Annotated in this window: 28 protein-coding genes; 4 read left to right on the top strand and 24 right to left on the bottom strand. The window is 60.0% G+C overall.

Annotated elements, in window-relative coordinates; all coding sequences use genetic code 11:
* Nucleotides 1–15 precede the first annotated feature (15 nt).
* The 5 genes from HNR03_RS08690 to HNR03_RS08710 all read right to left on the bottom strand — a co-directional run bounded on the left by HNR03_RS08690 (nucleotide 16) and on the right by HNR03_RS08710 (nucleotide 5,032).
* Complete coding sequence (locus HNR03_RS08690; RefSeq protein ID WP_259152629.1) at nucleotides 16–1,326, bottom strand: MFS transporter; 1,311 nt, start codon at nucleotides 1,324–1,326, stop codon at nucleotides 16–18.
* 198 nt (nucleotides 1,327–1,524) lie between these two features.
* The gene (dgoD, locus tag HNR03_RS08695; RefSeq protein WP_090186690.1) at nucleotides 1,525–2,673 is read right to left on the bottom strand and encodes a galactonate dehydratase; all 1,149 of its coding nucleotides are present in this window, start codon (nucleotides 2,671–2,673) and stop codon (nucleotides 1,525–1,527) included.
* A gap of 64 nt (nucleotides 2,674–2,737) precedes the next feature.
* A complete protein-coding gene (locus HNR03_RS08700; protein WP_259152630.1) occupies nucleotides 2,738–3,358 on the bottom strand; it encodes a 2-dehydro-3-deoxy-6-phosphogalactonate aldolase in 621 nt (206 codons plus the stop codon).
* A 19-nt stretch (nucleotides 3,359–3,377) separates the two neighbouring features.
* Nucleotides 3,378–4,370 carry a 2-dehydro-3-deoxygalactonokinase gene (locus tag HNR03_RS08705; protein ID WP_259152632.1) on the bottom strand — a complete coding sequence of 331 codons (993 nt, stop codon included), beginning with the start codon at nucleotides 4,368–4,370 and terminating at the stop codon, nucleotides 3,378–3,380.
* Nucleotides 4,371–4,549: 179 nt separating this feature from the next.
* On the bottom strand, nucleotides 4,550–5,032 hold the full coding sequence (locus tag HNR03_RS08710; RefSeq protein WP_090186699.1) for a GNAT family N-acetyltransferase: 483 nt from the start codon (nucleotides 5,030–5,032) through the stop codon (nucleotides 4,550–4,552).
* 130 nt (nucleotides 5,033–5,162) lie between these two features.
* Between HNR03_RS08710 and HNR03_RS08715 the strand changes: the two genes are divergently transcribed.
* From HNR03_RS08715 to HNR03_RS08730, 4 genes are all read left to right on the top strand, one after another.
* Nucleotides 5,163–5,816 carry an HD domain-containing protein gene (locus HNR03_RS08715; RefSeq protein WP_259152633.1) on the top strand — a complete coding sequence of 218 codons (654 nt, stop codon included), beginning with the start codon at nucleotides 5,163–5,165 and terminating at the stop codon, nucleotides 5,814–5,816.
* 113 nt (nucleotides 5,817–5,929) lie between these two features.
* The gene (locus HNR03_RS08720; RefSeq protein WP_259152634.1) at nucleotides 5,930–6,268 is read left to right on the top strand and encodes a hypothetical protein; all 339 of its coding nucleotides are present in this window, start codon (nucleotides 5,930–5,932) and stop codon (nucleotides 6,266–6,268) included.
* 46 nt (nucleotides 6,269–6,314) lie between these two features.
* Nucleotides 6,315–6,569, top strand: coding sequence for a hypothetical protein (locus HNR03_RS08725; RefSeq protein WP_090186707.1), 255 nt, complete (start codon nucleotides 6,315–6,317; stop codon nucleotides 6,567–6,569).
* Between the two features lie 73 nt (nucleotides 6,570–6,642).
* Complete coding sequence (locus HNR03_RS08730) at nucleotides 6,643–7,023, top strand: Rho termination factor N-terminal domain-containing protein (protein ID WP_259152635.1); 381 nt, start codon at nucleotides 6,643–6,645, stop codon at nucleotides 7,021–7,023.
* A 131-nt stretch (nucleotides 7,024–7,154) separates the two neighbouring features.
* Here the strand turns inward: HNR03_RS08730 and HNR03_RS08735 are convergent, their stop codons facing one another.
* The 19 genes from HNR03_RS08735 to mltG form a co-directional block, all read right to left on the bottom strand.
* Nucleotides 7,155–8,084: a PfkB family carbohydrate kinase gene (locus HNR03_RS08735; protein WP_259152637.1), complete on the bottom strand. Its 930-nt coding sequence runs from the start codon at nucleotides 8,082–8,084 to the stop codon at nucleotides 7,155–7,157.
* The gene (locus HNR03_RS08740) at nucleotides 8,077–9,543 is read right to left on the bottom strand and encodes a cytosine permease (protein ID WP_259152638.1); all 1,467 of its coding nucleotides are present in this window, start codon (nucleotides 9,541–9,543) and stop codon (nucleotides 8,077–8,079) included. Before HNR03_RS08740 ends, HNR03_RS08735 begins: the two co-directional genes overlap by 8 nt.
* A gap of 217 nt (nucleotides 9,544–9,760) precedes the next feature.
* Nucleotides 9,761–10,759 (bottom strand): ADP-ribosylglycohydrolase family protein, encoded by a 999-nt coding sequence (locus HNR03_RS08745; protein ID WP_259152642.1) that lies wholly within the window; start codon nucleotides 10,757–10,759, stop codon nucleotides 9,761–9,763.
* Nucleotides 10,756–11,469 (bottom strand): GntR family transcriptional regulator, encoded by a 714-nt coding sequence (locus HNR03_RS08750; RefSeq protein WP_090186718.1) that lies wholly within the window; start codon nucleotides 11,467–11,469, stop codon nucleotides 10,756–10,758. The genes HNR03_RS08745 and HNR03_RS08750 overlap by 4 nt, the downstream gene beginning before the upstream one ends.
* Nucleotides 11,470–11,644: 175 nt before the next feature.
* On the bottom strand, nucleotides 11,645–12,613 hold the full coding sequence (gene araH, locus HNR03_RS08755; protein WP_259152643.1) for an L-arabinose ABC transporter permease AraH: 969 nt from the start codon (nucleotides 12,611–12,613) through the stop codon (nucleotides 11,645–11,647).
* A gap of 9 nt (nucleotides 12,614–12,622) precedes the next feature.
* Nucleotides 12,623–14,167 (bottom strand): L-arabinose ABC transporter ATP-binding protein AraG, encoded by a 1,545-nt coding sequence (araG, locus tag HNR03_RS08760; RefSeq protein ID WP_208669397.1) that lies wholly within the window; start codon nucleotides 14,165–14,167, stop codon nucleotides 12,623–12,625.
* Nucleotides 14,168–14,233: 66 nt separating this feature from the next.
* Nucleotides 14,234–15,238: a substrate-binding domain-containing protein gene (locus HNR03_RS08765; protein WP_090186726.1), complete on the bottom strand. Its 1,005-nt coding sequence runs from the start codon at nucleotides 15,236–15,238 to the stop codon at nucleotides 14,234–14,236.
* 115 nt (nucleotides 15,239–15,353) lie between these two features.
* Nucleotides 15,354–16,172 carry an SDR family oxidoreductase gene (locus tag HNR03_RS08770; protein ID WP_222587978.1) on the bottom strand — a complete coding sequence of 273 codons (819 nt, stop codon included), beginning with the start codon at nucleotides 16,170–16,172 and terminating at the stop codon, nucleotides 15,354–15,356.
* 195 nt (nucleotides 16,173–16,367) lie between these two features.
* Entirely contained in the window at nucleotides 16,368–17,243 is an 876-nt protein-coding gene (locus HNR03_RS08775; protein ID WP_259152646.1) for an SMP-30/gluconolactonase/LRE family protein, read from the bottom strand.
* Nucleotides 17,244–17,369: 126 nt separating this feature from the next.
* The gene (locus HNR03_RS08780; RefSeq protein WP_222587980.1) at nucleotides 17,370–18,086 is read right to left on the bottom strand and encodes a FadR/GntR family transcriptional regulator; all 717 of its coding nucleotides are present in this window, start codon (nucleotides 18,084–18,086) and stop codon (nucleotides 17,370–17,372) included.
* A 110-nt stretch (nucleotides 18,087–18,196) separates the two neighbouring features.
* A complete protein-coding gene (locus HNR03_RS08785) occupies nucleotides 18,197–18,757 on the bottom strand; it encodes a DUF1285 domain-containing protein (protein WP_222587981.1) in 561 nt (186 codons plus the stop codon).
* A gap of 15 nt (nucleotides 18,758–18,772) precedes the next feature.
* A complete protein-coding gene (locus HNR03_RS08790; protein ID WP_222587982.1) occupies nucleotides 18,773–19,378 on the bottom strand; it encodes a DUF4823 domain-containing protein in 606 nt (201 codons plus the stop codon).
* 95 nt (nucleotides 19,379–19,473) lie between these two features.
* Nucleotides 19,474–20,442, bottom strand: coding sequence for a GTP 3',8-cyclase MoaA (locus HNR03_RS08795; protein ID WP_222587983.1), 969 nt, complete (start codon nucleotides 20,440–20,442; stop codon nucleotides 19,474–19,476).
* A 138-nt stretch (nucleotides 20,443–20,580) separates the two neighbouring features.
* The gene (locus tag HNR03_RS08800; RefSeq protein ID WP_008152317.1) at nucleotides 20,581–21,219 is read right to left on the bottom strand and encodes a TetR/AcrR family transcriptional regulator; all 639 of its coding nucleotides are present in this window, start codon (nucleotides 21,217–21,219) and stop codon (nucleotides 20,581–20,583) included.
* Nucleotides 21,220–21,561: 342 nt separating this feature from the next.
* Nucleotides 21,562–22,347 (bottom strand): TatD family hydrolase, encoded by a 786-nt coding sequence (locus tag HNR03_RS08805; RefSeq protein ID WP_259152659.1) that lies wholly within the window; start codon nucleotides 22,345–22,347, stop codon nucleotides 21,562–21,564.
* Nucleotides 22,348–22,361: 14 nt separating this feature from the next.
* Nucleotides 22,362–22,718, bottom strand: a complete 357-nt coding sequence (locus tag HNR03_RS08810; RefSeq protein ID WP_090186752.1) for a PilZ domain-containing protein — start codon at nucleotides 22,716–22,718, stop codon at nucleotides 22,362–22,364.
* A gap of 42 nt (nucleotides 22,719–22,760) precedes the next feature.
* Nucleotides 22,761–23,747 carry a DNA polymerase III subunit delta' gene (locus tag HNR03_RS08815; protein WP_222587985.1) on the bottom strand — a complete coding sequence of 329 codons (987 nt, stop codon included), beginning with the start codon at nucleotides 23,745–23,747 and terminating at the stop codon, nucleotides 22,761–22,763.
* Nucleotides 23,740–24,372 carry a dTMP kinase gene (gene tmk / locus HNR03_RS08820; protein ID WP_259152667.1) on the bottom strand — a complete coding sequence of 211 codons (633 nt, stop codon included), beginning with the start codon at nucleotides 24,370–24,372 and terminating at the stop codon, nucleotides 23,740–23,742. The genes HNR03_RS08815 and tmk overlap by 8 nt, the downstream gene beginning before the upstream one ends.
* A 19-nt stretch (nucleotides 24,373–24,391) precedes the next feature.
* Nucleotides 24,392–25,630, bottom strand: coding sequence for an endolytic transglycosylase MltG (gene mltG / locus HNR03_RS08825; RefSeq protein WP_259152668.1), 1,239 nt, complete (start codon nucleotides 25,628–25,630; stop codon nucleotides 24,392–24,394).

Genomic DNA, 25,630 nt, shown 5'->3' on the forward strand with positions numbered 1-25,630 from the left:
GCCCGACGGCGGTCACTACAACTTGATACGCTCGACTTTACCGACCAGCAAGATGTAGGAAAGCGCGCCAATCAACGCCAGAACCGAGATGTAGGTGATCGCCGGAGCGAACGAATCACCGGTGGCGAGGAAACCAATGACAATCGGCGTGGTAATCGCCGCCAGGTTGCCGATGAAGTTGAACACCCCGCCGGTCAATCCGAGCAAGCGCGCCGGGGCTAGCGTGGACACCAGTGACCAGGTGATCGAGGCTAGGCCATTACCGAAGAATGCCAACGCGAGGAAGGCAATCACCAGTGGTGTTGACTCGACGAAGTTGGCGCCGATGATCGACGTGGAAATCAACAGACCGCCAATGATTGGCAATTTGCGGGCGAAGCCCACGGTGTAACCGCGACGGATCAGGAAGTCAGAGAAGAAACCGGAGCACAACACGCCAACAAAGGCCGCGAGAAACGGTAGCGACGCCAACAGGCCGGACTTGATGAAGTCCATGCCGCGGTATTTCACCAGGTAGGTCGGAAACCATGTCAGGAAAAACCACAGCGTCGAATTGAGACAGAACTGGCCGAGGTAGATGCCCCACAACTTGCGCTGGGTCAGCACGATGCCGAGATCGGTCCAGCTGAATTTGGCCTTGACCCTGGCTTGCTCGGCCTGGATATCCACCAGCCCGCCACCTTCGCGGATCAGGTCGATTTCGGCGTCGTTGGCGCCTTTGAAATCCCGTGGCTCGCGATACACCGCGTACCAGATCACCGCCCAGAGAATGCCGACGACGCCGGTGCTGACGAACACCATGTGCCAGCCAAATTCATGCTGCAGCCAGGCAAGCACCGGCGTCAGAAACGCCAGCCCGACGAATTGCCCGGAGGTGTAGAAACCGATGGCCGTAGCGCGTTCGCGCTCCGGGAACCAGGTGGTGACCACGCGGCTGTTGATCGGATACGCCGGCGCTTCGAGGGCACCAACCGCCATGCGCAACGCGAACAGCGCAATGAAGCTGGCGGCGAAGCCGAGCATGACCGTGGCGATCGACCACAGCAGCAAGGCAACGCTGTAGAGAATGCGCGGCGGCACCCGGTCGACCAGCCAGCCACCGGGAATCTGCATGGCGGCGTAGGTCCAGCCGAACGCCGAGAAAATCAGCCCGACATGGATCGGGTCGATCCCCAGTTCGCTGGTCAGTGCCGGGGCGGCGATGGACAGGTTGCTGCGGTCCAGGTAGTTGATCACCACGGTGATGAACAGCAGGACCATGATGAAAAAACGCTTGCGACTGGGCGTCACCAACGACGCCTGCCCTGCGAGGGTTTGCGGTTGCATGAGGGATGCCTCTTCTTATGTTTATTGAGGTCGAATTGAAATCAGCAGTTGCCGAAGATCTCCGTTTCCATGGAGATCAAACAGTGGGAGCCAGCCTGCTGGCGATAGCGGTGTGTCAGGCACCACGAATGCTGGATGTGCCGACCAAATCGCCAGCAGGCTGGCTCCCACAGGGGTTTGCGATGGGTCAGATAAAACTCACCACTCGGCGAAGCTGCCGTCGGCATGGCGCCAGATCGGGTTGCGCCAGCGGTGGCCGACCGCCGCACGTTCGATCACGTACTCTTCGTTGATCTCGATGCCCAGGCCCGGGCCATTGGGGATCTTCACGAAGCCTTTGTCATAGTCGAACACCCGCGGATCTTTCACGTAATCCAGCAGGTCGTTGCTCTCGTTGTAGTGAATGCCCAGGCTCTGCTCCTGGATGAACGCGTTGTAGCAAACCGCATCCAGTTGCAGGCATGCCGCCAGCGCAATCGGGCCCAGCGGACAATGCAGCGCCAGTGCCACGTCATAGGCTTCGGCCATGTTGGCAATCTTGCGGGTTTCGGTGATGCCACCGGCGTGCGACGCATCCGGCTGGATGATGTCGACGTAACCTTCGCTGAGCACACGCTTGAAATCCCAGCGCGAGAACAAACGCTCGCCGAGGGCAATCGGGGTGCTGGTCAGCGGCGCCAGTTCCTTCAACGCTTCGTAGTTTTCGCTGAGCACAGGCTCTTCGATGAACATCAATTTGTACGGGTCGAGTTCCTTCATCAGGACCTTGGCCATGGGCTTGTGCACCCGGCCATGGAAGTCCACGCCGATGCCGACGTTCGGGCCGACCGCGTCACGCACGGCGGCGACGTTGGCCAGGGCCAGGTCGACTTTCTCGAAGGAATCGAGGAATTGCAGCTCTTCGGTGCCGTTCATTTTCACGGCGGTGAAACCACGCTCGACCGCCTCTTTCGCCGCACGAGCGGTGTCCGCCGGGCGGTCACCGCCGATCCATGAATAGACGCGAATCTTGTCCCGCACCTGACCGCCGAGCAGATCGCTGACCGACACACCCAGGGCCTTGCCCTTGATGTCCCACAACGCTTGGTCGATGCCGGCCAGCGCGCTCATGTGGATCGCTCCGCCGCGGTAGAAGCCGCCGCGATAGAGCACGGTCCAGATGTCTTCGATGTTGCGCGGGTCTTTGCCGATCAGGTAGTCGGACAATTCTTCAACGGCCGCCGCCACGGTGTGCGCGCGGCCTTCGACCACGGGCTCGCCCCAACCGGTCACGCCCTCGTCGGTTTCTATCTTGAGGAAGCACCAGCGCGGCGGAACGATGAAGGTGGTGAGTTTGGTGATTTTCATCTGTGCTCTCTTTTTGTAGATGCAGCTCTTATTAGATGCAGCGCGCTCGGCGCCGAAAAAAGTCTTAACGCAGAGCGTTCCATGCAGCGACATACGCCTTGGCGTTGACTGCCACTTCTTGCGGGGTCATGCCCGGTTTGAACAACCCGGAACCGAGGCCGAAACCTTTGACGCCCGCGTCGATAAACACCTGCATGTTGTCCGGTGTAATCCCGCCGACCGGCGCCAGAATGGTCCCGGCCGGCAGCACCGCGAGCCAGGCCTTGACCACGGCCGGGCCCATTTGCTCGGCCGGGAACATCTTCAGCACGTCCGCGCCTTCGGCCAGTGCGGCAAAGGCTTCGGTCGGCGTGGCAACGCCCGGCGACAGGAACAGCCCCGCCGCCTTCGCCGCGCGCAGCACCTTGGGATCGCTGTGCGGCATGACGATCACTTGGCCGCCCGCCGCTTTCACTTGCTCGACCTGCTCCGGCGTCAGCACCGTGCCCGCGCCGATCAGGCAATCGGCGGGCAACGTGCTACGCAGGATGCGAATGCTGTCGTACGGCTCGGGGGAATTGAGCGGTACTTCGATGACGCGAAATCCGGCGGCGTAAAGGACTTCGCCAATGGCGGCCGCTTCTTGCGGGCGCAGGCCACGCAGGATCGCGATCAGACCGTTTTGCGCCAATGCTTGCTTGAGCATGTCAGACCTCCAGTCAGGTTTAACGGGATGGGGTTGAAGTGATCAGTCCGGCGGCAACCGCCAACTGCCACAAGCCGCGCTCGGTGGCATTTTCAGCCAGCGTCACGCGAGTAAAACCGCAGGCGTCGAGGGCCCGGCGATAGCGGGCACAGAGTTGGGCATTACCAATAAGGATGACTGAGGGCAAAGATGCGCCGTTGCGTCGGCGTCGCTGAACGTTGGCCAGCGCTGCCAGCTCATGGCCGATCAGCAGCCCGGACAAATAGTCCGGTTGCGCAGTGGCACTCAGTTCGCCGGTCAGGCCGAGGCTGCGCGCACTGAAGAGTGTCGACAACGGACCGATCTCGCCGTCCACCGACAGGGCCACCTGCACGCCACGGTCAAACGCTTCGCCATCAAAGGACGCGCCGCGTTGCTGGGTGCGCCCCAGAATGCTGTGCTCGCTGAGCACGGCGAAGATCTCGCCGGTCATGAAGGTGTCGAAATGCACGATGCAACCGTCGGCCACTTCCACCCATTTCGAATGACTGCCTGGCAGGCCAATCAACAGGTCAGCGCCCTGCTCGACCGGCAGATTCTGCAAGACACCCAGCACTTGGGTTTCTTCGCCGCGCATCACATTTGGCAAGCGCGAACGCTGAATCACGCCCGGCACGATGTGCACATCGACACCGCGAAGACTGCGAACCGATTGCAGGGAGTTGCCGAGATGGGCGACGTTCGCCGGCGTGTCGCAGTAGGCCGCTTCGCGCCAGCCCTGTGCGCTGCCAACCATGCCACAGGCGATCACGGGTAAATCTGGCTGAGCGTCGAGCCAGTCACCGCAAGCCTCATCGAATGCCAGTTCAAAACCGTCGGTGCATTCCTGGCCGTTGATGATTCGCGGCGTCCGCGGCAGCTGCATGATCCCGGACGACAGCGAACGCTGTTCCAGCACCTGGCCACCCGCGGCGAGTTTGTAAGCACGTAATGAGGTTGTCCCCCAATCGAGCGCGATCAATTGCGCCAGCATCGCTTCACCTGTTTTGTTTATTGGCAGTGAGTGAGCTGGACTATAAACCCGTACGCAGAGAAATCTCAATATATAAATATCACTCCCATATTATGGGATTAAGGCAAAAAAAACCGCAGCCTTGGTCAGCGTCTACACCTGAATGTAAAAGCTGCCAAAGGCTGCGACCGTTCAGGGAATCAGTTGCCCTCGGCGAACTCGCGCAACACCGCCCCGTCCATCCGATACCGAACCCACTCTTCCTGCGGCTGCGCACCCAACGACTTGTAAAACTCGATGGCCGGTTTGTTCCAGTCCAGCACGCTCCATTCAAACCGTCCGCAGTCATTGGCGCAGGCGATTTTGGCGAGGTGGCGCAGCAAGGTTTTGCCGGCGCCACCACCGCGCTGCTCGGGGGTGATGTAGAGGTCTTCGAGGTAAAGGCAGTTGCTGCCCAGCCATGTCGAGTAGCTGAAGAAGAACACGGCGAAGCCGATGGGCAAGCCGTCGCGCAGGCAGATCAGGCCGTGGGCGGTGGCGCCTTCACTGAACAGGCTGCGCTCGATGTCGGCAACACTGGCGATGACTTCGTGGCGGGCACGTTCGTAGTCGGCCAATTCAGTGATGAACCCGAGGATTTGCGGTGCATCGCTGGGGGTCGCCGGGCGGATCTCGATCGTCATGGACGTGCCTTCGTCATAGGTTGAAAACGCCATACTAAGTCGGCGCGAGGGACTCGTCACACTGGAAATGCAAAGCTGATCCATGGAGCATGTGTCGTTGCCAGAAACGCTTTCACTTAACAGGATGTTTATGACCACTGATGCTTTCGCGCCGCTGCAATCCCTCGCAGCGCAACTGCTGCCCCACGCACTGGAGCCCTCGGAGGATGGCGCTCACGATTTATCCCATCTGCAACGGGTGTGGCACAACGTGCGCACGGTTCATGCTGAAGAAGCGGGCGACCTTGATGTGTTGCTGGCGGCAGTGCTACTGCACGATTGCGTGGCGGTGGAGAAGAACTCGCCGTTGCGCTCGCAGGCGTCACGGCTGGCCGCCGAGAAAGCGTCTGCCGTGTTGGCCGACATGGATTGGCCCAGCGCAAAAATCAACGCAGTGGCCCACGCGATCGAAGCTCACAGCTTCAGCGCCAACATCGCCCCTCTCACGCTCGAAGCGAAAATCATGCAGGACGCCGACCGGCTCGATTCACTCGGCATGCTCGGTGTTGCGCGCACATTCTACGTTGCCGGGCGCATGGGCAGCGCGCTGTACGATCCGCAAGACCCGCAAGCGAAGGCGCGGGACTACGATGACAAGCGTTTTTGCCTGGATCACTTTCAGACCAAGCTCTTGCATCTGGCGGACGGTTTCCAGACGACCACTGGCCAGCGCCTGGCGCGCATCCGGCATGATCGGTTGAAAGACTTCATGGAGTTGTTCGAGGAAGAAATCGGCATCGTCTGAATCCAATACTCCGGCCAGCAAAAGGCCCGGACCGTTCGTCGTTCATCAGGCACCAAATTAAATCGAGGGCGGACCAACATCAGGTAAGGACTCTTATTAAATGGAGACGAACCATGATCACATTCCGCTTGACTGCCCTCGCACTCGCCACGCTGCTGTCCTCTGCCGCCTTCGCCGCGACCAGCACCTCGGGGACCGGCCCGACCGACCCGGTCGATAGCCATAAATCCCCGGCGCCCCAAAGCTCGCCCGGCCTGAACATCAACGGTACGGGTGTCGACAGCGGCCTGCCTCCCTCCACGGGCACCGACCCGCGGACTCAAGGCAACGACGCGGGCCGTCAAGGTGGAATGAACCTGCCCGATACCCAGACGCCCGACAACGCCGGCAGCGGCATCGGCTCGAAAACCACCACTGGTGGTTCGGGTTCCGAGGGCGGTGCCAGCCAATAGTTCGCCGATGCGAGTTGCACCTATCCACATCCATGAAGAGGTAAGCATGAACGTCGATAAAAACCTGGAAAAAGAAGTCCTGACCCGCCTGTTGCACGCCCACCCTGGTGGCTTGGGCAAGGAGGTCCTGGACAATTACCGGGGGGAGAAAGTTGTGGCCAGCACCCTCGCCACTCTGCAGGACCGTGGATTGATCCAACACGGCCACGTGACGTGCAACGAGGCAGGCGAGCACTCGCTGAACCTGCCGATCAAACTCAGCGCCGCCGGGGTGGAAGCGGCGCGCAAGCTGGACGTTTAAGACCCTGAATCAAGTCGCCGTCGTAAGCGGCGGCGACTGTTTGACAGACTCTACAAGCAGCAGGAGAAATCCCATGCCTCGTGGAAGCAAAGACAAATACACCGCCGAGCAGAAACGCAAGGCAGAACACATCGAAGACAGCTACGAGAAAAAAGGCATCTCCAAGGATGAGGCTGAAGCTCGCGCCTGGGCGACGGTGAACAAGCAGTCCGGTGGCGGCGAGCGCAAAGGCGGTTCCGGACGCAAGAAACCGGCGAGTGCCAAGTCCGAAGATCGCGAGGAGTCATCGCGCCGAGCGGTGGCCAGTCGCGAAGGTCATCCGCGCAACAGCAAGACTTCGCGGGACACGCAGACCGTCGACAGTTTAAGGAAAGAAGCCTCGGCCAAGAATATTCCGGGACGTTCGGGCATGCGCAAGCAGGAGCTGATCGAGGCGTTGCGCAAGGCTGGATAAATCCAGGATCTCTACTGAATTTGATGGCCCCATCGCGGGCAAGCCCGCTCCCACAGGGATCCGTGTTGGCCACCAATTTGTGGCTAGACTCAGATCCTTGTGGGAGCGGGCTTGCTCGCGATGGCGTCAGTTTAAACGCAGGAAGTCTGACTGATTAACGCATCCACCTCAGCGACCCCAGGCGAAGTCGCCGGTCCCCAACGAGTCACCGCCAGCGCCGCTGCGGCATTGGCCCGCCTGGCCGCCTCACCTGCCGACAAGCCTTGCGCCAGACCTGCGATAAACACGCCGGCATGCGCGTCGCCGGCGCCATTGCTGTCCACCGCCTCGACCTTGAAACCCGGCACATGCTGACGGTCGCCACGCTGACTGATCCAGCACCCTTGCGGCCCATCGCGAACCACCATCAGCACATCGGCCGGCAGATGCTCGGTCAGCCTGTCCAGCGCCTCGGCAATGTCCGTCGCCCCGGTGAACCGCAGCGCTTCGACACTGTTGCTGGTCCACAGATCAATACGCGGCAACAACGCCTGCATCAATGGCGCCTCCGGCGATTCCACCAGCGGCCCTGGATCGAACACCACGTTGATTGTGCGTGGCAATGCCTGCACCCAATCCACCAGCGCCTGGGCCTTGCCGCTGTGCAACAGGCTGTAGCCGCTGACGTAAACGTAGTCGCCCGCCTCGACCGCCACGCTAGCCAGATCCTGCGCCGTCAACTCACCCTCGGCACCGATATAGGAAATGAAACTGCGCTCAGCCGACGCGTCGGTCACGGCAACGCACAATCCCGTATCCCGTTCGGCTTTGTGCGCGATGCCGATCCGAATGCCTTCGGCCTGCATCGCTTCCCGGGCCAGATCGCCGAAACGACCGGTGCCGTGACGTCCGAGATAAACCACCGACAAGCCATTACGCTGAGCGGCGGCCATGACGTTGAAACCACCGCCGGCTTCGAAACTGGCTGACTGCGCCAACACATCGCCACCCGGTTGAGGCAGTTTATCGATCGCCATGACCAGATCGATGATGACCTGGCCGGTGTGCAACATCTTAGGCATGAGCATTCTCGGTTATTGCGGCGCGACGATCCTTGGCCCCGCCGAGAACGAAATAAATCCCGCCGGCGACCAGGAACGTCACGATCCAGCCGAGGCCGTTATGGCCCAGCCACGAGTCAGACAGGAAGCCACGGAACCAGACAGTCTGTTCGGTGGTGCCGATGGTGGTGAAACTGAAGCCCAGAACGATTGCCAGCGCCCACGCACCGAACGCGCGCCACTCGATGCCGCCGTTGTACCAGTAGGCGCTGCTCGGGCTGACGTCCAGCAGGTCTTTGGGGCTGTAGTAATGACGGTGAATCAGGTCGACCACAAAGATCCCGACCCACGCCGTGATCGGCACCGCCAACAGTGAAATGAAGGTAATGAACGGGCCGTAGAAGCTGTCGGCAATCAGCATGAAGTAGATCGAACCGGCGAAGATCGCCACGATGTCGACCACCACGGCGTAGACGCGCTTGACCTTGAGGCCAAGGGTCAGCGTGGTCAAACCGGCGGAATACACCGACAGGTTGTTCGACAGCAGAAGCCCGCCGAACGCCGTGATCAGATACGGCACTGCCATCCAGGTCGGCAACATGTCGCGGATCGCGATGATCGGGTCAGTGGCCGAGGCCAGGTCGTTGTTGCCTACCGACAGCAAGCCGCCGAGGGTGATCAGCAACACCAGCGGAATCCCCGCACCGAATGCCGCCGAAGCCACCAGACGCACGGCTTTGACGCTGCGGTGCTGATAGCGCGACATGTCGGCGCCGGCGTTGGCCCAACCGATCCCGGTGCCCGCGGCCATGGTGCCGACGCCGATGATCATTGCGCTCAACGGCGCAGGCGTGGCGTTGAACACCGCGCTCCAGTCGATGGTGGCGCAGAGAAAGCCGCCGACCAGAATGTTCAGCGCGCCGAACACGTAGGTGGCCCACTTCTGGATCACCAGCAATGTGGCGTGACCGAGGCCGGACACCGACAAGGTCAGCAGGACGAAAATCGCGATGAAGATCAGGGTCAGCACAGGAGCGCTTTTGGCTTCCACCGGTGAGCCGAACAGGATCGAACACAGCGACAGCAACACGAAAGCGGCCGTGGTGGTGTTGACGGTTTCCCAACCCAGGCGCGACATCAGCGAGACCAGGGTCGGGCCGATATTGCCACGCACGCCAAAGATCGCTCGCGACAGCGTCAGGCTCGGGGCACGACCACGGCGACCGGCGATGGAAATGATCCCGACCACCGCAAAGGAACCGGCGGCGCCGAGGATCGCGACAATGATCGCCTGCCAAATCGCCAAGCCGCGAAACGCCACCAGCGTAGCGCCCAGTGGCAGCCCAAGGATGGAAATGTTGGCGGCAAACCAGACCCAGAACAGCTGCAGCGGATGACCGTTGCACTCCGCTTCGGGCACCGGCTCGATGCCACGGGTTTCCAGTTGCCCGGCACTTGGCCCGGCGTTCGATGAACTCATGTGAAATGCTCCTGTTGCCTTTGTTGTGGTTGTGGGCAATGACGGAAGACGAAACTACATGCCGGCCGTCCTGGCCGTATTCGCGCGTTCCATTGCGGGGTTGTATTCATTCAAACAAGCGGCGCGCCAATCGCGAGCAGGCTCGCTCCCACAGGGGATTTGTAGTGTTCACAGATCCAGTGTGGGAGCGAGCCTGCTCGCGATGGCGTCGGTGGTATCAACGCAAAGCCAAGAGCCCTTTTACCAACGGTTCAAGCGCCAGGTCGTTAACGGATTTGACTGTGTCGATCATCGCCACCGGCCAACTCTCAAGACCCAGGCAGGCTCCAAGCATCGCACCAAGAACCGCCGCGATGGTATCGGTGTCGCCGCCCAGGCTGGCGGCCATGCACAACGCTTCGAAGGAGTTCATTTCGCCGACGGCCACGTGTTGCGCCAGGGCGAATGCGACCACCACCGATTCCTGCGATGCCACCGACGTACCGATCACGTCGTACAGCAAATCCGCCAGTAACGCATTGTCACTGTCGACGCTGATGGTTCGTGCCCAACTGATGCGCGAGGCGATCCTGCCGCCAGCCACCCAGTGACCGTGGCTCTCGGCTTGCTGCGCTATTTGCTGGCCGAGGTTCAATGCCTCGCCCAAGTCCATCCCATTGATTCCGGCCGAAACCACCGCCGCCACCGCCGCTGCACTGGAAATGCCCAGCGTGGTGTTGTGGGTGACCTGGCAGGCTTGCACCACGGCCCTGATGAAGCGTTCAGGGTTGGCGACATCTGCCGCAATCCCCACCGGCGTGATGCGCATCGCCGCGCCATTGGTGGTGCCATAGCGCCCGGCCTCTTCCGGCGAGTACCCGTCGAGGATCATCTCGATCGCGCGCTTGGTCGACGGCCCGAGCAAGTCCTGCGAGCCTTTGGCTTGCATCGCGGCTTCCCATTCGATCAGTCGTTGCGCGAGCATGGCCGGTTCGATCCAGCCCTTGCCTTCAATCAACAATCGACCGACCAAAATCGCCTGCTCGGTGTCGTCGGTGATCGAGCCTTTAGGCATGTTGGCAGCGATCGGTTGATCGGGGCCGGCGTCTTGCAAGTCAGTGATTTCACCGAAGCGCGCCTTGATTTCGGCGCGACTCAGCGATTGAGTCGGCATGCCCAGCGCATCACCCAGGGCGAGTCCGTAGAACGCGCCAAGTGCACGGTTGAGCGCGGTCATCTCGACTCTCCAAATTGCAGGTGCAAACGAAAATGCACCGGGTCGAGCAGGCTTTCAACCTGTTCCATGAAGCGGTTTTGCCGGTCGTACGTGGTGCGCAAGGCTTTGAGAAAGACGGTGCCTTCGGGACGTCCGAGCAACTCGGCGTCTTCGGCATTCAAGGGTTCGGCGCCGATCCATTGATCGCCGCGCTCGCCGATGTAGCCGTAAGCGGCCAGGGTGATGGTCAGGGAATTGTCGATCAGGCCGACACGCGGCAGGCTTTCCAGGCCTCCGGTGGCGGGCATCAATGAGCGTTCGAGGGAGACCAGTTTGCCGTCGGTGGAACGGCGGCGCCGGTCGAGGGTGATGAACTGATCAGTGCCAAAGCGTGGCAGCAAGTCAGGACGCGTCACCGCCTCCAGCCGCAGCACTTCGGTATTGATCAGCGCTCCGCTGTCCGCCAGCGCCTGGGCCCAACCGCTGCGTTGGTCGAGCACCACACCGTCGAAGGTGACAATGGAACCGACTCCGCTTTGCGTGGCGATGTATTTGCGCCTTTTCAGTTCGGCCAGGGCTTCGCGCAGCGTGCCGCGGCTGACTTTGAATTCTTGAGCCAATTGATGCTCGCCCGGCAACAGAAAGCCGTCCTCCATGAGGCCGCTTTCGATGCGCCGAATGAGTTCGTCGACCACCCGTTGTTTCTTGTCAAATCGTACCTGTCTAATCATGTACAAAGTGATAACCGAAACGGGGTCGGGCGAGCAAGAAATATTTAAGGGAGGTGACAGAAGGAGAAGTGACCGCTGCGCGGTCAATCGCGAGCAAGCCCGCTCCCACAAGTCATGTATAAATCCTGTGGGAGCGGGCTTGCCCGCGATGGCGCCAGTAGGATCGGCGCAAATCTCAGCGTTGTTTGAGGCGGTCGATCACGACGGCCAGCAGCAGGATAGAACCGCGAATCACGTACTGATAGAACGTGTCGATATTCTTCAGGTTCATCGCGTTCTCGATAATCGCCAGAATCAACACCCCGGCAATCACATGCCGAATCATGCCGATCCCACCGCTCAGCGACACCCCGCCCAACACGCAGGCAGAGATCACCGTCAGCTCGAAACCCTGGCCGATCATCGGCTGACCGGACGTCATGCGCGATGCCAGGATTACCCCGGCCAACGCACCAATCAAGCCGTGCACGGCAAAGATAATGATCTTGGTGCGGTCAACGTTGACCCCGGCCAGCAGTGCCGCTTCCTGGTTGCCGCCGATGGCCATGGTGTTACGGCCGTAGGTGGTGTAGTTCAGCAACCAGCCGAAAAACAGGAAGCACACGATGGTGATCAGGATCGGCACGGGCACGCCAAACAACTGGCCGTTACCAAAGACGAAGAACGATTCCTGCGAAACGCCCACCGCTTTGCCGTTGGCAAAAATGTAAGCCAGGCCCCGCACGATCTGCATGGTCGCCAGCGTGGTAATCAACGCGTTGACCCGCAGCTTGGCGATCACGATCCCGTTGATCAGCCCGACGATCAGGCCCATCAACAGCGCCGCGCTCACACCGAGGAACACACTGTCGGTGTCACGCATGACCACCGCCGCGACCACGCCGGCACAGGCAATCACCGAGCCCACCGACAAGTCGAAATGCCCGGATGCCAGGCAATACAACATGGTGCAGGCCGCGATGCCGGTGGTCGAAATCGCCAGGCCCAGACCGCGCATGTTCAGCGGCGAGAGGAAGTTGTCGATCAGCAAGGTGCAGGCTACAAAGATGGCGACGGCCGCCAGCAGCATCACCCAGTCATCGAGAAAGCGCCGCAGGTCCAGAGGTTTTCGCTGGGTGGGCAGAGCGTTGTTTTGAATTGTCATAGTCACCTCTCAGTTCGCCACGCCGTCAGCGCGTTGGCGCGGCAAAGCCAGTTGCAGCAGGTTGGATTCATTGGCCTCTGCGCGAGAAAGCTCGCCGCGCATCGCGCCTTCGCAGAGCACCAGGATGCGGTCGGAAATGCCCATCACTTCCATCAGGTCGCTGGACACCACAATCACCGCGATGCCGCTGGCGGCCAGGTTATGGATGATCTGGTAAATCTCGGCCTTGGCACCGATATCGATACCGCGAGTCGGCTCGTCCAGCAGCAGGACTTTCATCGGCATCGACAGCCAGCGACCGAGAATGGCCTTCTGCTGATTGCCACCGGACAGGTACATGATTTTCTGCGCCGCGTTGGGCGTCTTCACTTTCAGCGCCTTGATCTGCTTGTCGGCGTTGCCCTTCTCCCACAGGCCGCGCAACAGACAACCGAAGGTGGAATGCGCACCGCGAGCACTGATGTTGATGTTCTCGGCGACGCTGGCAAGCGGCAGGATGCCCTCCTTCTTGCGGTCCTCGGGGCACAGCAGAATGCCGGCCGCGATGGCATCGCGGGGGGAACGCAGTTTCACTTCATGACCGCGAAGCTCCAGGCGTCCAGCGGTATTGCGCGTCAGCCCGCTGAGCATCCGGAACAACTCGGTACGCCCCGCGCCGACCAGGCCGAACAGCCCGAGAATCTCGCCCTTGTGCACCTCGAAACTCACCGGTTCGCGCAACCCCGGCCCGAGCAAACCGTCAACCTTGAGCGCCACCGCGCCACGCTGGCGACTGCGGTAATCGTAGATGTCCTGGATGTCGCGACCGACCATGCACGTCACCAACTGATCGTGGGTCAGTTCGCTCATGTTCTCGAACGTGCGCACGTAGCGACCGTCCTTGAACACCGTCACCGCATTGCAGATGCGGAACACTTCTTCCATGCGATGGGAAACGTAGAGCACCACTTTGCCTTCGTCGCGCAGGCGCCCGATGATTGCCATCAAGCGATCGATCTCGCGCGCCGACAGGCTGCTGGTGGGTTCGTCGAACGCAATGACGTGCGCACCACGGGACAACGCCTTGGCGATTTCCACTAACTGCCGCTGGCCGAGGGACAGGCGCCCGACTTTCTCTTGCGGATCGATTTCATCGGCCAGGCCCTTAAGGCAGGCCAGTGCTTGCTGGCGCAGCGCGCCGCGATTGATCAGGCCGAAACTGGCCGGCAAGTGCCCCAGGAAAAGGTTCTCCGCCACGCTCATTTCCGGGACCAGGTGCAGCTCCTGATGGATCACCGCGACGCCGCTGCCGATGCTGTCGGCGGTGGACTTGAAGGCCATCGTCTGTTCGCCGATCTGCAGGTCGCCGCTGCTGGGCGTGTAGGCACCGCCAAGGATTTTCAACAACGTGGATTTACCGGCACCGTTCTCGCCCATCAGGGCGTGAACCTGGCCCGGATGGGCAACGAAACTGATGCCGTCCAGCGCCTTCACTCCGGGAAAGGTCTTGCCGATTCCGTTGAAACGCAGGCTGCCGCCGACGCTGTGCTCGTGTGTCTGTACTTGCGCGTGCATAAAACCACCTCATCACACAGATCAGGCAGCCCTGTGACCAGGGCCGCCGATGAAATCAACCGAGCCTCAGTTCCACAGGCCGATCTTTTCCAGCTCCTGCTTGAAGTTTTCGCGAGTGATCAGTGTCACGTCGTCCATCGCGGTGTATTTCGGCGGTTCTTTGCCGGTGGTGACCCACTCGAACATCATGTTGGCCGTGTTGTAGCCTTCGATATGCGGGCTTGGCAGCATCGAACCGAAGAAGCCGCTGTTGGCTTTCTTCAATTCGCCGATGGCGTCGGTGCCGTTGATGCCGATGCCGATCACGTTGGCGGCTGTGAAGCCGGCGCTTTCGGTGGCGCGCACGCCGCCCAGCACGGTGTTGTCGTTCATGCCACCAATGATCAGGTTTTTCGCCCCGCTCGGCAGTTTCACCAGCGCCGAGTTGGTGGCGTCCATGCTGCCTGGCACGTCGAGGGTTTTCTGTGCGGTAAAGAGGATGTGGTCTTTTGGAAAACCGGCGTCTTGCAGTGCCTTGGCGGAACCGTCGGTGCGTTTCTTGCCAGTGTCGAGTTCATTGAAGGTGTTGATCACCGCGTAGGTTTCTTTCCAGTCCCAGCCGCGTTTTTTCGCTTCGGTGGCCATGGCGCTGCCTTGTTTCTCGCCGACCTCAAACGCGGCCATGCCGAGATAAGGCACGTCTTCCATGAACTTGCCGCTGGCATCGACAAACCGGTCATCGACCGCGATCACTTTCAAACCATTGGCCTTGGCCTTGGCCACAATAGCCGGGCCGAGGCCGACGTCTGGCGGGCAAATCACAAAACCTTTCGCGCCGTTTGCGGCCAGGCTGTCAATGGCCGAGAGGGTTTTCTCGCCGTCAGGCACGGCGATCTTGATGACGGTGAAGCCTTTGTCTTTCCCGGCCTTTTCGGCGAACGCCCATTCGGTCTGGAACCAGGGCTCTTCGGCCTGCTTGACCAGGAAACCGATCTTCACTTCCTCTGCCGCCAGCAACGTACTGCTCAAGCTGACCGCAGTGACCGCCAAAGCGGCACAGCACAGGGAACGGATCCCACGACGACGATTCATAAGCTGACTCCTTGTTATTTTTTTTGAGGCGTTATTTGAAAGCCGGTACAGCAAATAGTCATATCGTATGATGATTGGATTTCAGACGGAGTTCCGCGTCTGAAACCGGTTTTATTCAGTCGTGGTACATCACCGAACGCCCACCATCGATGGTGATGCACGAAGCGTTGATGAACGGCGCTTCATCGCTGGCCAGGAACACGGCGGTCATCGCCACTTCCATCGGCTGCCCGATGCGGCGCGGCGGATGCAGGTCGAAAGCCCGCTGACGTTCGGCGTGAGGGTCGGCAAAGCCGTTCCAGTAATCGACGTTCAACTGGGTTTCGATATAGCCCGGCGCAATCGCGTTGACGCGAATGCCCTTCGGCGCATATTCGATGCCCAGGGCGCGGGTCAGGCCAAGCAAACCGTGTTTGGCCACCGGGTAGGGAAAGCAGCCCGGAATGATGTGGCTGGAGTGCGTCGAGGCAACATTGATGATGCTACCGATACCCTGCTCGATCATTTGCGGCAACACCGCTTTGCAACCGTACCAGGCGCCGTCGAGGTCGATGGCGAAGCAGCGATGCCAGTCCTCTTCGGTCATTTCCAGTGGATCGCGGAACACGTTGACCCCAGCGCAATTGACCAGCACATCGATCCGGCCGTGGAGTTCGATCGCCAGCCGGGCCATGGCGTGCAAGTCTTGCTGGCGTGACACGTCGGCTTTGACGGCGACCACATCCGCGCCTTGCTCACGCCAATGCGCGGCAACTTTCTCGACTTTTTCAGCCTGAATATCGCTGATCACCAGCTTGGCCTGTTGCGACGCAAAAGTGGCAACGATGGCCTCGCCAATGCCCTGTGCCGCGCCGGTCAGCAGCACGACCTTGTTTTTCAGGCGCTCGCCCTTGGGCGGCTCTGGCGCCGGCGGCAAGGAGAGAGGCTCAGCCATGGCTCAATGCTCCTTTTTCAGGCACGACAAAAACCGGGCATCTGTCGATGACCGGCCAAAAGGCTTTTTGGAAAATCGCTGCATCACTTCACCTGTTTTGTTTTTTTAAGTGTGAGTGCGTGTAACTGATGGCCGACTATAAACCCGACCACTAAATAATCTCAATATATAATTTTACATCCCATATTTTGGGATTTATCCAGCGAATCGAGTACAGGGTTTTCCGGCCACATCGACGCGGATCGACAGCACCGCGCCATCCAGCAGATGGTTCAGCGGGCTGGCGGCGCTGGTGATGTACAGGGTTTTCAGGTCGTCGCCGCCAAATACGCAACTGGTCGGACGGCTGACCGGCAGCTCGATCACACGGTCGACATGCCCGCTCGGGCTCAGCCTGAGCAGACAACTACCGTCCCAGCGGGCATTCCAGATGAAACCCTCGGCATCCATCGCCGAACCATCCGGACCGCCACGCACATGGGGGCCAAACCAGACGTACGCGGCGTCCAGGTTGCCGTCGGTGTGAATGAAATGCTGGTACAACGTGCCATCGAGGCTGTCGCCGAAATACAGCATCGTTGCGTCATCGCTCCACAGCAACGTGTTGGGAATACCCAACCCACGCAGCAGCGGCGTGACCCGGGCATCGCGGTCAATGCGAAACAAGCCACCGCTGCGCCGCTCGATCGGCAGGTCTTCGCCCTGCTCGCCGATGTTGTTTTGCATGGTGCCGAGCCAGAGCCGCCCCAGGGGATCGCAGCGCGCTTCGTTGGCTCGATTGCCGGGTTGTGGGTCGGCGACGCAGAACAAGGTCAGGCGCGGCTCAAGTCCCGGCGAATCCAGATCGAGTCGATAGACTCCGCTGCTCAACGTCACCAGCGCATCGCCGCTTTCGCAGGGAATGAACGCGGACACGTGCTCTGGCATCTGCCAGATCTGCACGTTGGCACCGATCAGCCGTAGCGCCTGCCGACCGGCGATGTCCACCCAGTACAACGCTTGCGTCGGCGCATCCCAGAATGGGGCTTCGCCCAGTTGCGCACGGTGTCCGGTAACCGCATTCCACGTCATGAAGCCTCCTGCGTTGCACTGTAGGTGGGAGTGAGCCTGCTCGCGATGGCGGTGTGTCAGGCAACTTGGTCGCTGAATGTTCAACCGCTATCGCGAGCAGGCTCGCTCCCACAAGGTTCGTTGTTGTCAGCTGGCTTTTTTGTCGGCCATGACTTTCGGGTAGAAACGTTTGATCGCCAGGTCGGCGTTATCGATCAGCGTCATGCACGCCCAGACACCGCGCGCGGAATCCCGGGCGGCGATGGCGTCGGCCATGTCTTTGTGAATGGGCAGCGTGCGACGCAGCTCGTCCGGGTCGGCCGCGGACACTTCAAACGACACGGCCAGGAGCGCGCCGAGGGCCGGGACCATTTGCTCGATGAATTGATTGTGGCTGGCGGCGAGGATGCATTCGTGGAAGAACTGGTCGGCGCGGTTGTAATCGACGCCGCTGTCGACGGCTCGCTCCAGCGCGTTATAGGCCTGAAGCACGGCTTGCACCTGTTCGACGGTCGCCCGTTCACAGGCCCAGCGCACCGCCATCGGTTCGATGGTGCGGCGCAGGTCGAGCAAGTCGTCAACGAAATTTTCCGGCAAGCCGCTGCGTGACAGCCAGCCCACGACTTGCGGATCAAAGAGATTCCAGCGCCGCACCGGCAACACCCGCGTCCCAACCTTCGGCCCGACTTCGAGCATGCCTTTGGCGACCAGGGTCTTGATGGCTTCGCGGATGACCGTGCGGCTGACACCGAGTTGTTCGCCGAGATCGGCTTCAACCTTGATGGTTTCGCCGGGCTTCACCTGGCCGGCGGCTATCCAGCAACCCAGCCAATCGACGGTCGACGCATGAAAACTGCTGGACATGGGCACCTCGATGCAGGAACGGCACAAAGCCGTTCGCGATAGGAGTCCACGCTAATCATCATACGATTGGGTGTCAATTTGATTTTTGAACAAAATCGAACTGGGAGCGATTACGGTTCTAGACCGATCTTGAAGAATTCGCCGCCGCTCCACACCCCGAGCCAGCGTTGTCCATCGATGTCGCGGCTCACCGCCAGCTCCACCAGTTGGTAGAACACATTGCGATGGATCAGCGCTTCGAGGTTGGTGCGCACATGCACATACGGCGCGGGCTCTTGCGTGACCGGATCGATGACCACACGAATCGGGTGGTCGGCGCCAGCTTCGGCAACCTCGTCGACGTTGGTGGTGAAGCGCAGAACCTGGGCTTCGCCCTCGCCCTCCACTTCCAGGGTAACCGCCACAAACGGCGCGTCATCAACCTTGATGCCCACTTTCTCGACCGGGGTGATCAGAAAATAATCATCGCCGTCGCGGCGAATGATCGTGGAGAACAGCTTGACCATCGGCTTGCGCCCGATCGGCGTACCCAGGTAATACCAGGTGCCGTCGCGGGCAATGCGCATGTCGATGTCGCCGCAAAAGTCGGGGTTCCACAAGTGAACCGGCGGCAAGCCTTTGGTTTTGGGGATTTGCCCCAACAAGTCGTTGGCTTTTTGCGGGCCACTCATGGCGTTCTCCTTGAATTACTGGTCGCTGAGCCCGATCAGGCCGCGCGCGTATTGCGCCAGCGGCGGACCAATCAGGTCTTCTGGCTTGTTGTCGTGGAACGTCAGTAAACCGCCACGACTCTTGATGCGTGCAGTATCAATCAAATACTGGGTGCTGGTCTCGATCAACATGATCTGAATCACCCCGCTGTCGATGCCCAGGCGATCCACGTATTCCTGATCGAGCCATTCATCGGAGTTGCCAATCCGGTCGTCGGCCTTGGCGAATCGGGTGTAGAGCAGATAATGAGCACCGGCGGCACGGGCTTCGCCCATGGCTTGGTCGAGTCCTTCGGGGGCACGGGCGCGGCGCACCATCGGGAAGTATTCGATAAAGCCATTGAAGGCTTCTTCAGCGACTACGTTGGGCCGCGGGTAGGCACTGCCTGGCGGCGCGAACGCACCCTGGGCGATGTAGATGAACGAATCCGGCTGAATGCGCAGGTTATTGGCCCGGTGATTGTCGCTGTGATCCAACAGCCCTGCATCGCTCATGTGGTAGCGAGTCCCTTCAGCCATGTCGCTGACATTCATGCAGCCACCAAGCGCCAAAACGGCCAGCAGCAAAACCAGGCTACGCATCCTACCCTCCAGAGGCCGGTGACGGAAAACCGGCGAATGGCCATGGGATGCAGCTTCCGCGCCAGCTCAAGCGTATGGGGGCCACACAGGACGCATCAGCCGCCGATGATCTTCATGATGGTCGCGCCGCCAGAGAACGCCACTTCCTGTTTGTCGCCCAAGGCTTTGACCAGAAGGCGCTGCAACGCCGGCAATGCCTGGTGACGCGGCTTGTCCAGCAGGTCTCCGACATAGTGACGGTTGCTCGAGGAAAGACAGCCGTGCAACCAGCCCGTGGACGACAGGCGCAGCCGTGAGCAGGTGCGGCAGAATGGAACGCTTTCGTTGGCGATGACGCCGAAGTGCCCAAGCCCTGGAATTTCGTAACGCACGGCAGTAGCGTCCACAGGGGCGTCGGCTTGCAGGTATTCGTAGCGCTCGCCAATCAGGCTCAGCAACTGCTGAAGGCTGACGAACTGTTGCAGAAAGGCGTTGTTATCGCTGGCCAGGTGACCCATGCGCATCAGTTCGATGAAGCGCAGCTCATAGCCCCGCTCAAGGCAGTAATCGAGCAACGGCATGACCTGATCGAGGTTTTGGCCACGCAACGGCACCATGTTGACCTTGATTTTCAGGCCGGCGGCCTTGGCCTGGTCCATACCGTCGAGCACGGTCGCCAGATCGCCGCCACGGGCAATGCTGCGAAAGGCGCTGGCATCCAGGGTATCGAGGGAAACGTTGATGCGGCGGATGCCGGCATCCACCAGCAAGGGCAGCTTTTTCGCCAACAGCTGACCATTGGTGGTCAGGCTGATGTCTTCCAGGCCCATCTTGCCGACAGCCGTCATGAAGGATTCGAGTTTGGGGCTGACCAGTGGTTCGCCACCAGTAATGCGCAAACGCTCAATGCCGGCGGCTTCGATCAGATAAGCCACGCCGCGCGCCATGGCCTCGGCCGACAATTCATCCTGCGCAGCCACCAGGCGCTTGCCATTGGGCACGCAATAGGTACACGCGTAATTGCAGGCTGAAGTCAGACTGATCCGCAGATTGCGAAAACGCCTGCCTTGACGGTCAACGATCATGGATCACTCCGGCAAAAGGAATTTGAACGCACAAAACTTGACTCACAAATCAAGTTTTAGCAAGTCCTATGCCTGAGTATATTCCTGAGGTACTGCGCCATGTAGTAAAAACATGGCGCTATAAGACCACTGAATGGTTCAGCTGCTCGGGGTGTCGGTATCGCGCTTGCGTTTGTTGCCCATGCGCACGCCAATGTCCATCAGGAACTGGAAAAAGCCTTCCTGATCTTCCAGCACGTTGCTCCAGAACGGCGAGTGATACAGCGCAACAGCGCCGTGCACAAGCGCCCAGGACGCGCAGTAATGGAAGTATGGCGGCACGTCTTCGAGCTTGCCTTCGCTGATCCGGCCCTTGATCAGCAAGGTCAGGCGTTCAAAGTTCGAGGCGCGGATCTTGTGCAGTTCCTCGACCATCTCAGGCACCTGATTGCCCTTGACCACCTTCTCTTCCAGGCGATCGAACAAACGATAGCGTTGCGGGTCGCGCATGCGGAATTCGAAGTAAGCCCGGGACAGGGCTTCCTTATCCTTGTCGACATCGGCCGAATGCAATAGCTCGTTCAAATCACGCTCGTAGTCGAGCATCAGGCGCAGGTAGATCTCGGCCTTGGATTTGAAGTGCTTGTAGATCGTGCCTTTACCGATACCGACGGCATCAGCAATCATCTCGACGGTGACACTGTCTTCACCCTGGTCGAGGAACAGCTTGAGCGCGGTATCGAGAATTTCTTGCTCGCGGCGACGAAACTCACGGACCTTACGAGGTTCTTTATGCATAAGAAAAGGTCTGTAGGGGTCAAAATTCGAAGCCGCGTATTATGCCTAACTTACGCAAAAATGCACGGATCATCCGACCATATCTGTGTTTCTTGATGATTTCAGAAAGGATCGTCCATTGATGAGAACTCTTCTGAAGCGCCCGTATTCCAAAATTGTTTAAAAACCGGGGCCGGTAAACTGGACTCGGCGCAATACTGATCAATACTTCAACTGTCGGCGGGGCATCTCCCCCAAGTGTCGCGCCGATATAGGTACCAACGGACCGCGTGCCTTTGTTTTACTCCTAATGGTCTTAACCCGGATTCACCCCCCAGAACCCGGGTTTTTTTTGCCTGCGATTTAGCCTTTCACATGCGCCAGCGGAAACAGACGCTTGAAGTTTTCAGTGGTTTGCGCGGCAAATCGCTCATAGGACTCGCCTCGCAACATTGCCAGAAATTCCGCTACCTCGCGAACGTACTGCGGCAGGTTCGGCTTGCCGCGATAAGGAATCGGCGCGAGATAAGGCGAGTCGGTTTCCACCAATAATCGATCAGCCGGCACCTTGCTGGCAACGTCACGCAGCGCATCGGCATTGCGAAAAGTGACAATGCCGGACAAGGAAATGTAATAGCCCATGTCCAACGCTGCTTTGGCCATGTCCCAATCTTCCGTGAAGCAATGCAGCACACCCGCCTGAGGCAACGCCGCCTCGCGCAGAAGGTTCAGCGTGTCGGCGCGGGCACCGCGGGTGTGGATGATCACGGGCTTGCCGGTTTGCCGGGCCGCCTGTAGATGCAGACGGAAAGACTCCTGCTGCAACTCTGCCGCTTCTGGCTCGTAGTGATAATCCAGACCGGTTTCACCAATCGCCACCACACGCGGGTGATTGAGTTCGTGCAATAGCCAGTCAAGCGCCGGCGCAGCACCCGGCTGCACATCCAGCGGATGCACGCCTACTGAACAATCGACATCGTCATAACGTTCAGCCAGGGCTTTGACGTCCGCGGCGTTGTCGACGCTGACACCGATACACAGAAAGTGACCAACCCCGCGTTCCCGGGCTGCATCGAGCGCAGCATCGAGTGAGCCGTCGTGGGCGGCAAGGTCAAGACGATCGAGGTGACAATGGGAATCTACGAGCATAAAAGGGCTGCAACTTACATCGTATGAGTGGGACGGTCGGACTTCAGGGCTCCGGCCAGATGGGTTTCGATTCGGCTGCGCGCAGTGTTGTCGCCGTCGTTGAACTGCACGCCGACCCCGGCTGCCCGGTTGCCCTGCGCACCTTTGGGCGTGATCCAGGCGACCTTACCGGCCACCGGAATCTTCTCCGGCTCGTCCATCAGGTTCAGCAGCATGAACACCTCATCGCCCAACTTGTAGCTCTTGTTGGTCGGGATAAACAGGCCGCCGTTCTTGATGAATGGCATATAAGCCGCATAAAGCACCGACTTGTCCTTGATGGTCAGGGACAAAATGCCGTTGCGCGGCCCCGGATTGACGGCTTCATTCATGCGCACCTCCGTTACTGATGACCTGAGTCTATGCCCAGACGATCACTTCTGGGTAGGCAAGGATGCCCATTGCACCAGCAACGCTTCCAGCAGCAGCGCCGGATTGAGGTTGGCTTTGCTCATGACCTTCTGACGCTGGGCAAGGATCCAGTCCTGAATATTCAAGACTTTCTCCTGGGCTGACTTCTGCGCCAGGTATTGAATGACCTTGCGCATATCGGTAAGCCCAAGGCCTTCTTCATCCTGGGTCAACTGATAGCGCAAGATCAGGCTCGACCAATCACAGAACCAGTCGAACAACAGCAACTGCGGAATGGTTTTCCATTCTTCGGCCAGTTGAGTCGGCGATTGTTGCTGCTTGAGCAACTTCTTCACCCCTTCGACCACCAACGCCCGCTGTTCGCGCACGCCCTGGGTTTGCAATTTGACTGCGCCCAGCGGAGAACCGGCGGCCAGGGTCAGCAATTCGATGCGTTCTTCTTCCGAGCTGTCCGGCAGGGCCTTGGCCAGCCAGGCCAGGCTCATCGCTTGATTCGGCAACGGGCAGGCCTGTTGCACACAGCGACTCTTGATGGTCGGCAACAACCGGCTGGGCTGGTGACTGACCAATAGCAAAACGGTGTCGCCGGACGGTTCTTCGAGGCTTTTGAGCAAGGCGTTTGCGGCGTTGATGTTCATCGACTCGACCGGCTCGATCAACACCACCTTGCGCCCGCCCATTTGCGCGGTCTGCACCACAAAGCTGACCAGATCACGCACCTGATCGACCTTGATCGCCTTGTCGGCCTCTTCCGGTTCCAGGATGTAATTGTCGGGATGACTGCCGGCCTTGAGCAGCAGGCACGATTTGCATTCACCGCACGCATCCTGAGCAGTCGGACGCTGGCACAACAGGCTGGCCATCAACCGTTCAGCCAGCGCGCGCTTGCCGATCCCGGCCGGGCCATGCAGCAGATAGGCGTGAGCATGTTGCTTGCGCCCGGCCAACTGCTGCCAGAGGCCGTCCTGCCACGGATAGGCCTCAGCCACGGGTCAGCTCCAGCAAACGTGGCAGCAACGCATCCAGAGAGCGCTGAACCTGTGCCAGCGGCTGAGCGGCATCGATCAAGACATAACGTGAAGGATCCGCTTCGGCCCGCGCCAGGAACGCGCTGCGCACGGCATCGAAAAAGGCACGCCCTTCAAGCTCGAAGCGATCCAGCCGGCCGCGCGCGCTGGCGCGGGCCAGACCCACTTCCACCGGCAGATCGAAGATCAGTGTCAGGTCCGGACGCAAATCGCCCTGGACGAAGGTTTCCAGGGTCGCAATGCGCGCCAGCGACAAGCCGCGACCGCCACCCTGATACGCATAAGTCGAATCGGTAAAACGATCACACAATACAACCGCACCCCGCGCCAATGCCGGGCGAATCACTTCAGCCAGATGCTGGGCTCGCGCGGCAAACACCAGCAACAACTCGGTGTCCGGGTTCATGACTTCATCGACTGGGGCCAACAACACCTCGCGGATCCGCTCGGCCAACGGCGTGCCACCGGGCTCGCGGGTCAGCACAACCTCGATACCGGCAGCGCGCAGGCACTCGGCCAGGTATTCGCGATTGGTGCTCTTGCCAGCACCTTCCGGGCCTTCCAGGGTAATAAACAAGCCAGTCACAGGCGGTCCTTAATCAAAGTCATTGCGGGTTTTGCGGCGCCGCGGCATCCGGCGCGTGCTCAGGTTCCGGAGCGGGTGCAGCAGCGGGTTCTTTCTGCGCCTCTTGTGGCGCTACTTGAGGCAAAGATTCGGGATCGGGATTAGGGGACGCTGCCGGAATTGGCGCCTGCGCGTCCGGGGTGCCGGTATTCGGGGTTTCACCATTCGACGTTTCGGGCGCCGAGGCCGGTGCCGGGCTGGAGCGATAATCGGCACGACGCTTGAGCTGGAACTCGCGCACCGCATTGTTATGGGCCTCCAGATCATCGGAGAACACATGGCTGCCGTCACCGCGCGCAACAAAATACAGACTGTTGCCGGCCACCGGATTCAAAGCAGCATGGATCGCTTCGCGGCCGACCATCGCAATCGGCGTCGGCGGCAGGCCCGAAATCATGTAGGTGTTATAAGGCGTCGGCTCCTTGAGGTGGGCGCGAGTCAGCTTGCCACTGTAGCGCTCACCAAGTCCGTAGATCACCGTCGGATCGGTCTGCAGCAACATGCCCATCGCCATACGCCGCACGAACACACCGGCGATCTGCCCGCGTTCTTGTGGCACACCGGTTTCCTTTTCCACCAACGAGGCCATGATCAGCGCCTGATAGGGTTCGGTGTACGGCACATCGGCGGCCCGCTGTTCCCACTCCTTGGCCAGGACCTCGTCGAGACGATCGTAGGCTTTTTTCAGCAGCTCGATGTCCGTCATCCCGCGCACGAAGCGGTAAGTGTCGGGGAAGAATCGCCCCTCCGGGAAAATCCCGGCGTGACCAAGCTTGTCCATCACTTCGCTATCGCTCAAACCGTTCAGGGTCTGCTCGAGTTTTTCATCCTTGGCGAGGGCCGCACGGACCTGATGGAAATTCCAGCCTTCAACCAGTGTCAGGCTGTACTGCACGATGTCACCGCGTTTCCACTCATCGATCAACCCTTCGACGGTCATGCCAGGCTGCATGCGGTACTCGCCCTTATGCAAAGGCTGCCGGCTCAGATTGAATCGCCAATACACACGCAGCCAGAAGGCATCCTTGATGATGCCATCGGCTTCGAGTCGATAGAAAGTGCGGGTCGGCGTCGTGCCCTTGGGCACATCCAGCAACTGCTCCTGGGAAATGTTCAGCGGCTGTTCCAGCGCCGAATGGATTTTCCAGGCGGCAGCGCCCAGACACAGTCCCGCCAGAACCAATCCGGTTTCCAGCAGCAGCAAGAGTTTACGTCTCAC

This window comes from Pseudomonas sp. JAI111, from assembly GCF_024809425.1.
Lineage (GTDB): Bacteria > Pseudomonadota > Gammaproteobacteria > Pseudomonadales > Pseudomonadaceae > Aquipseudomonas.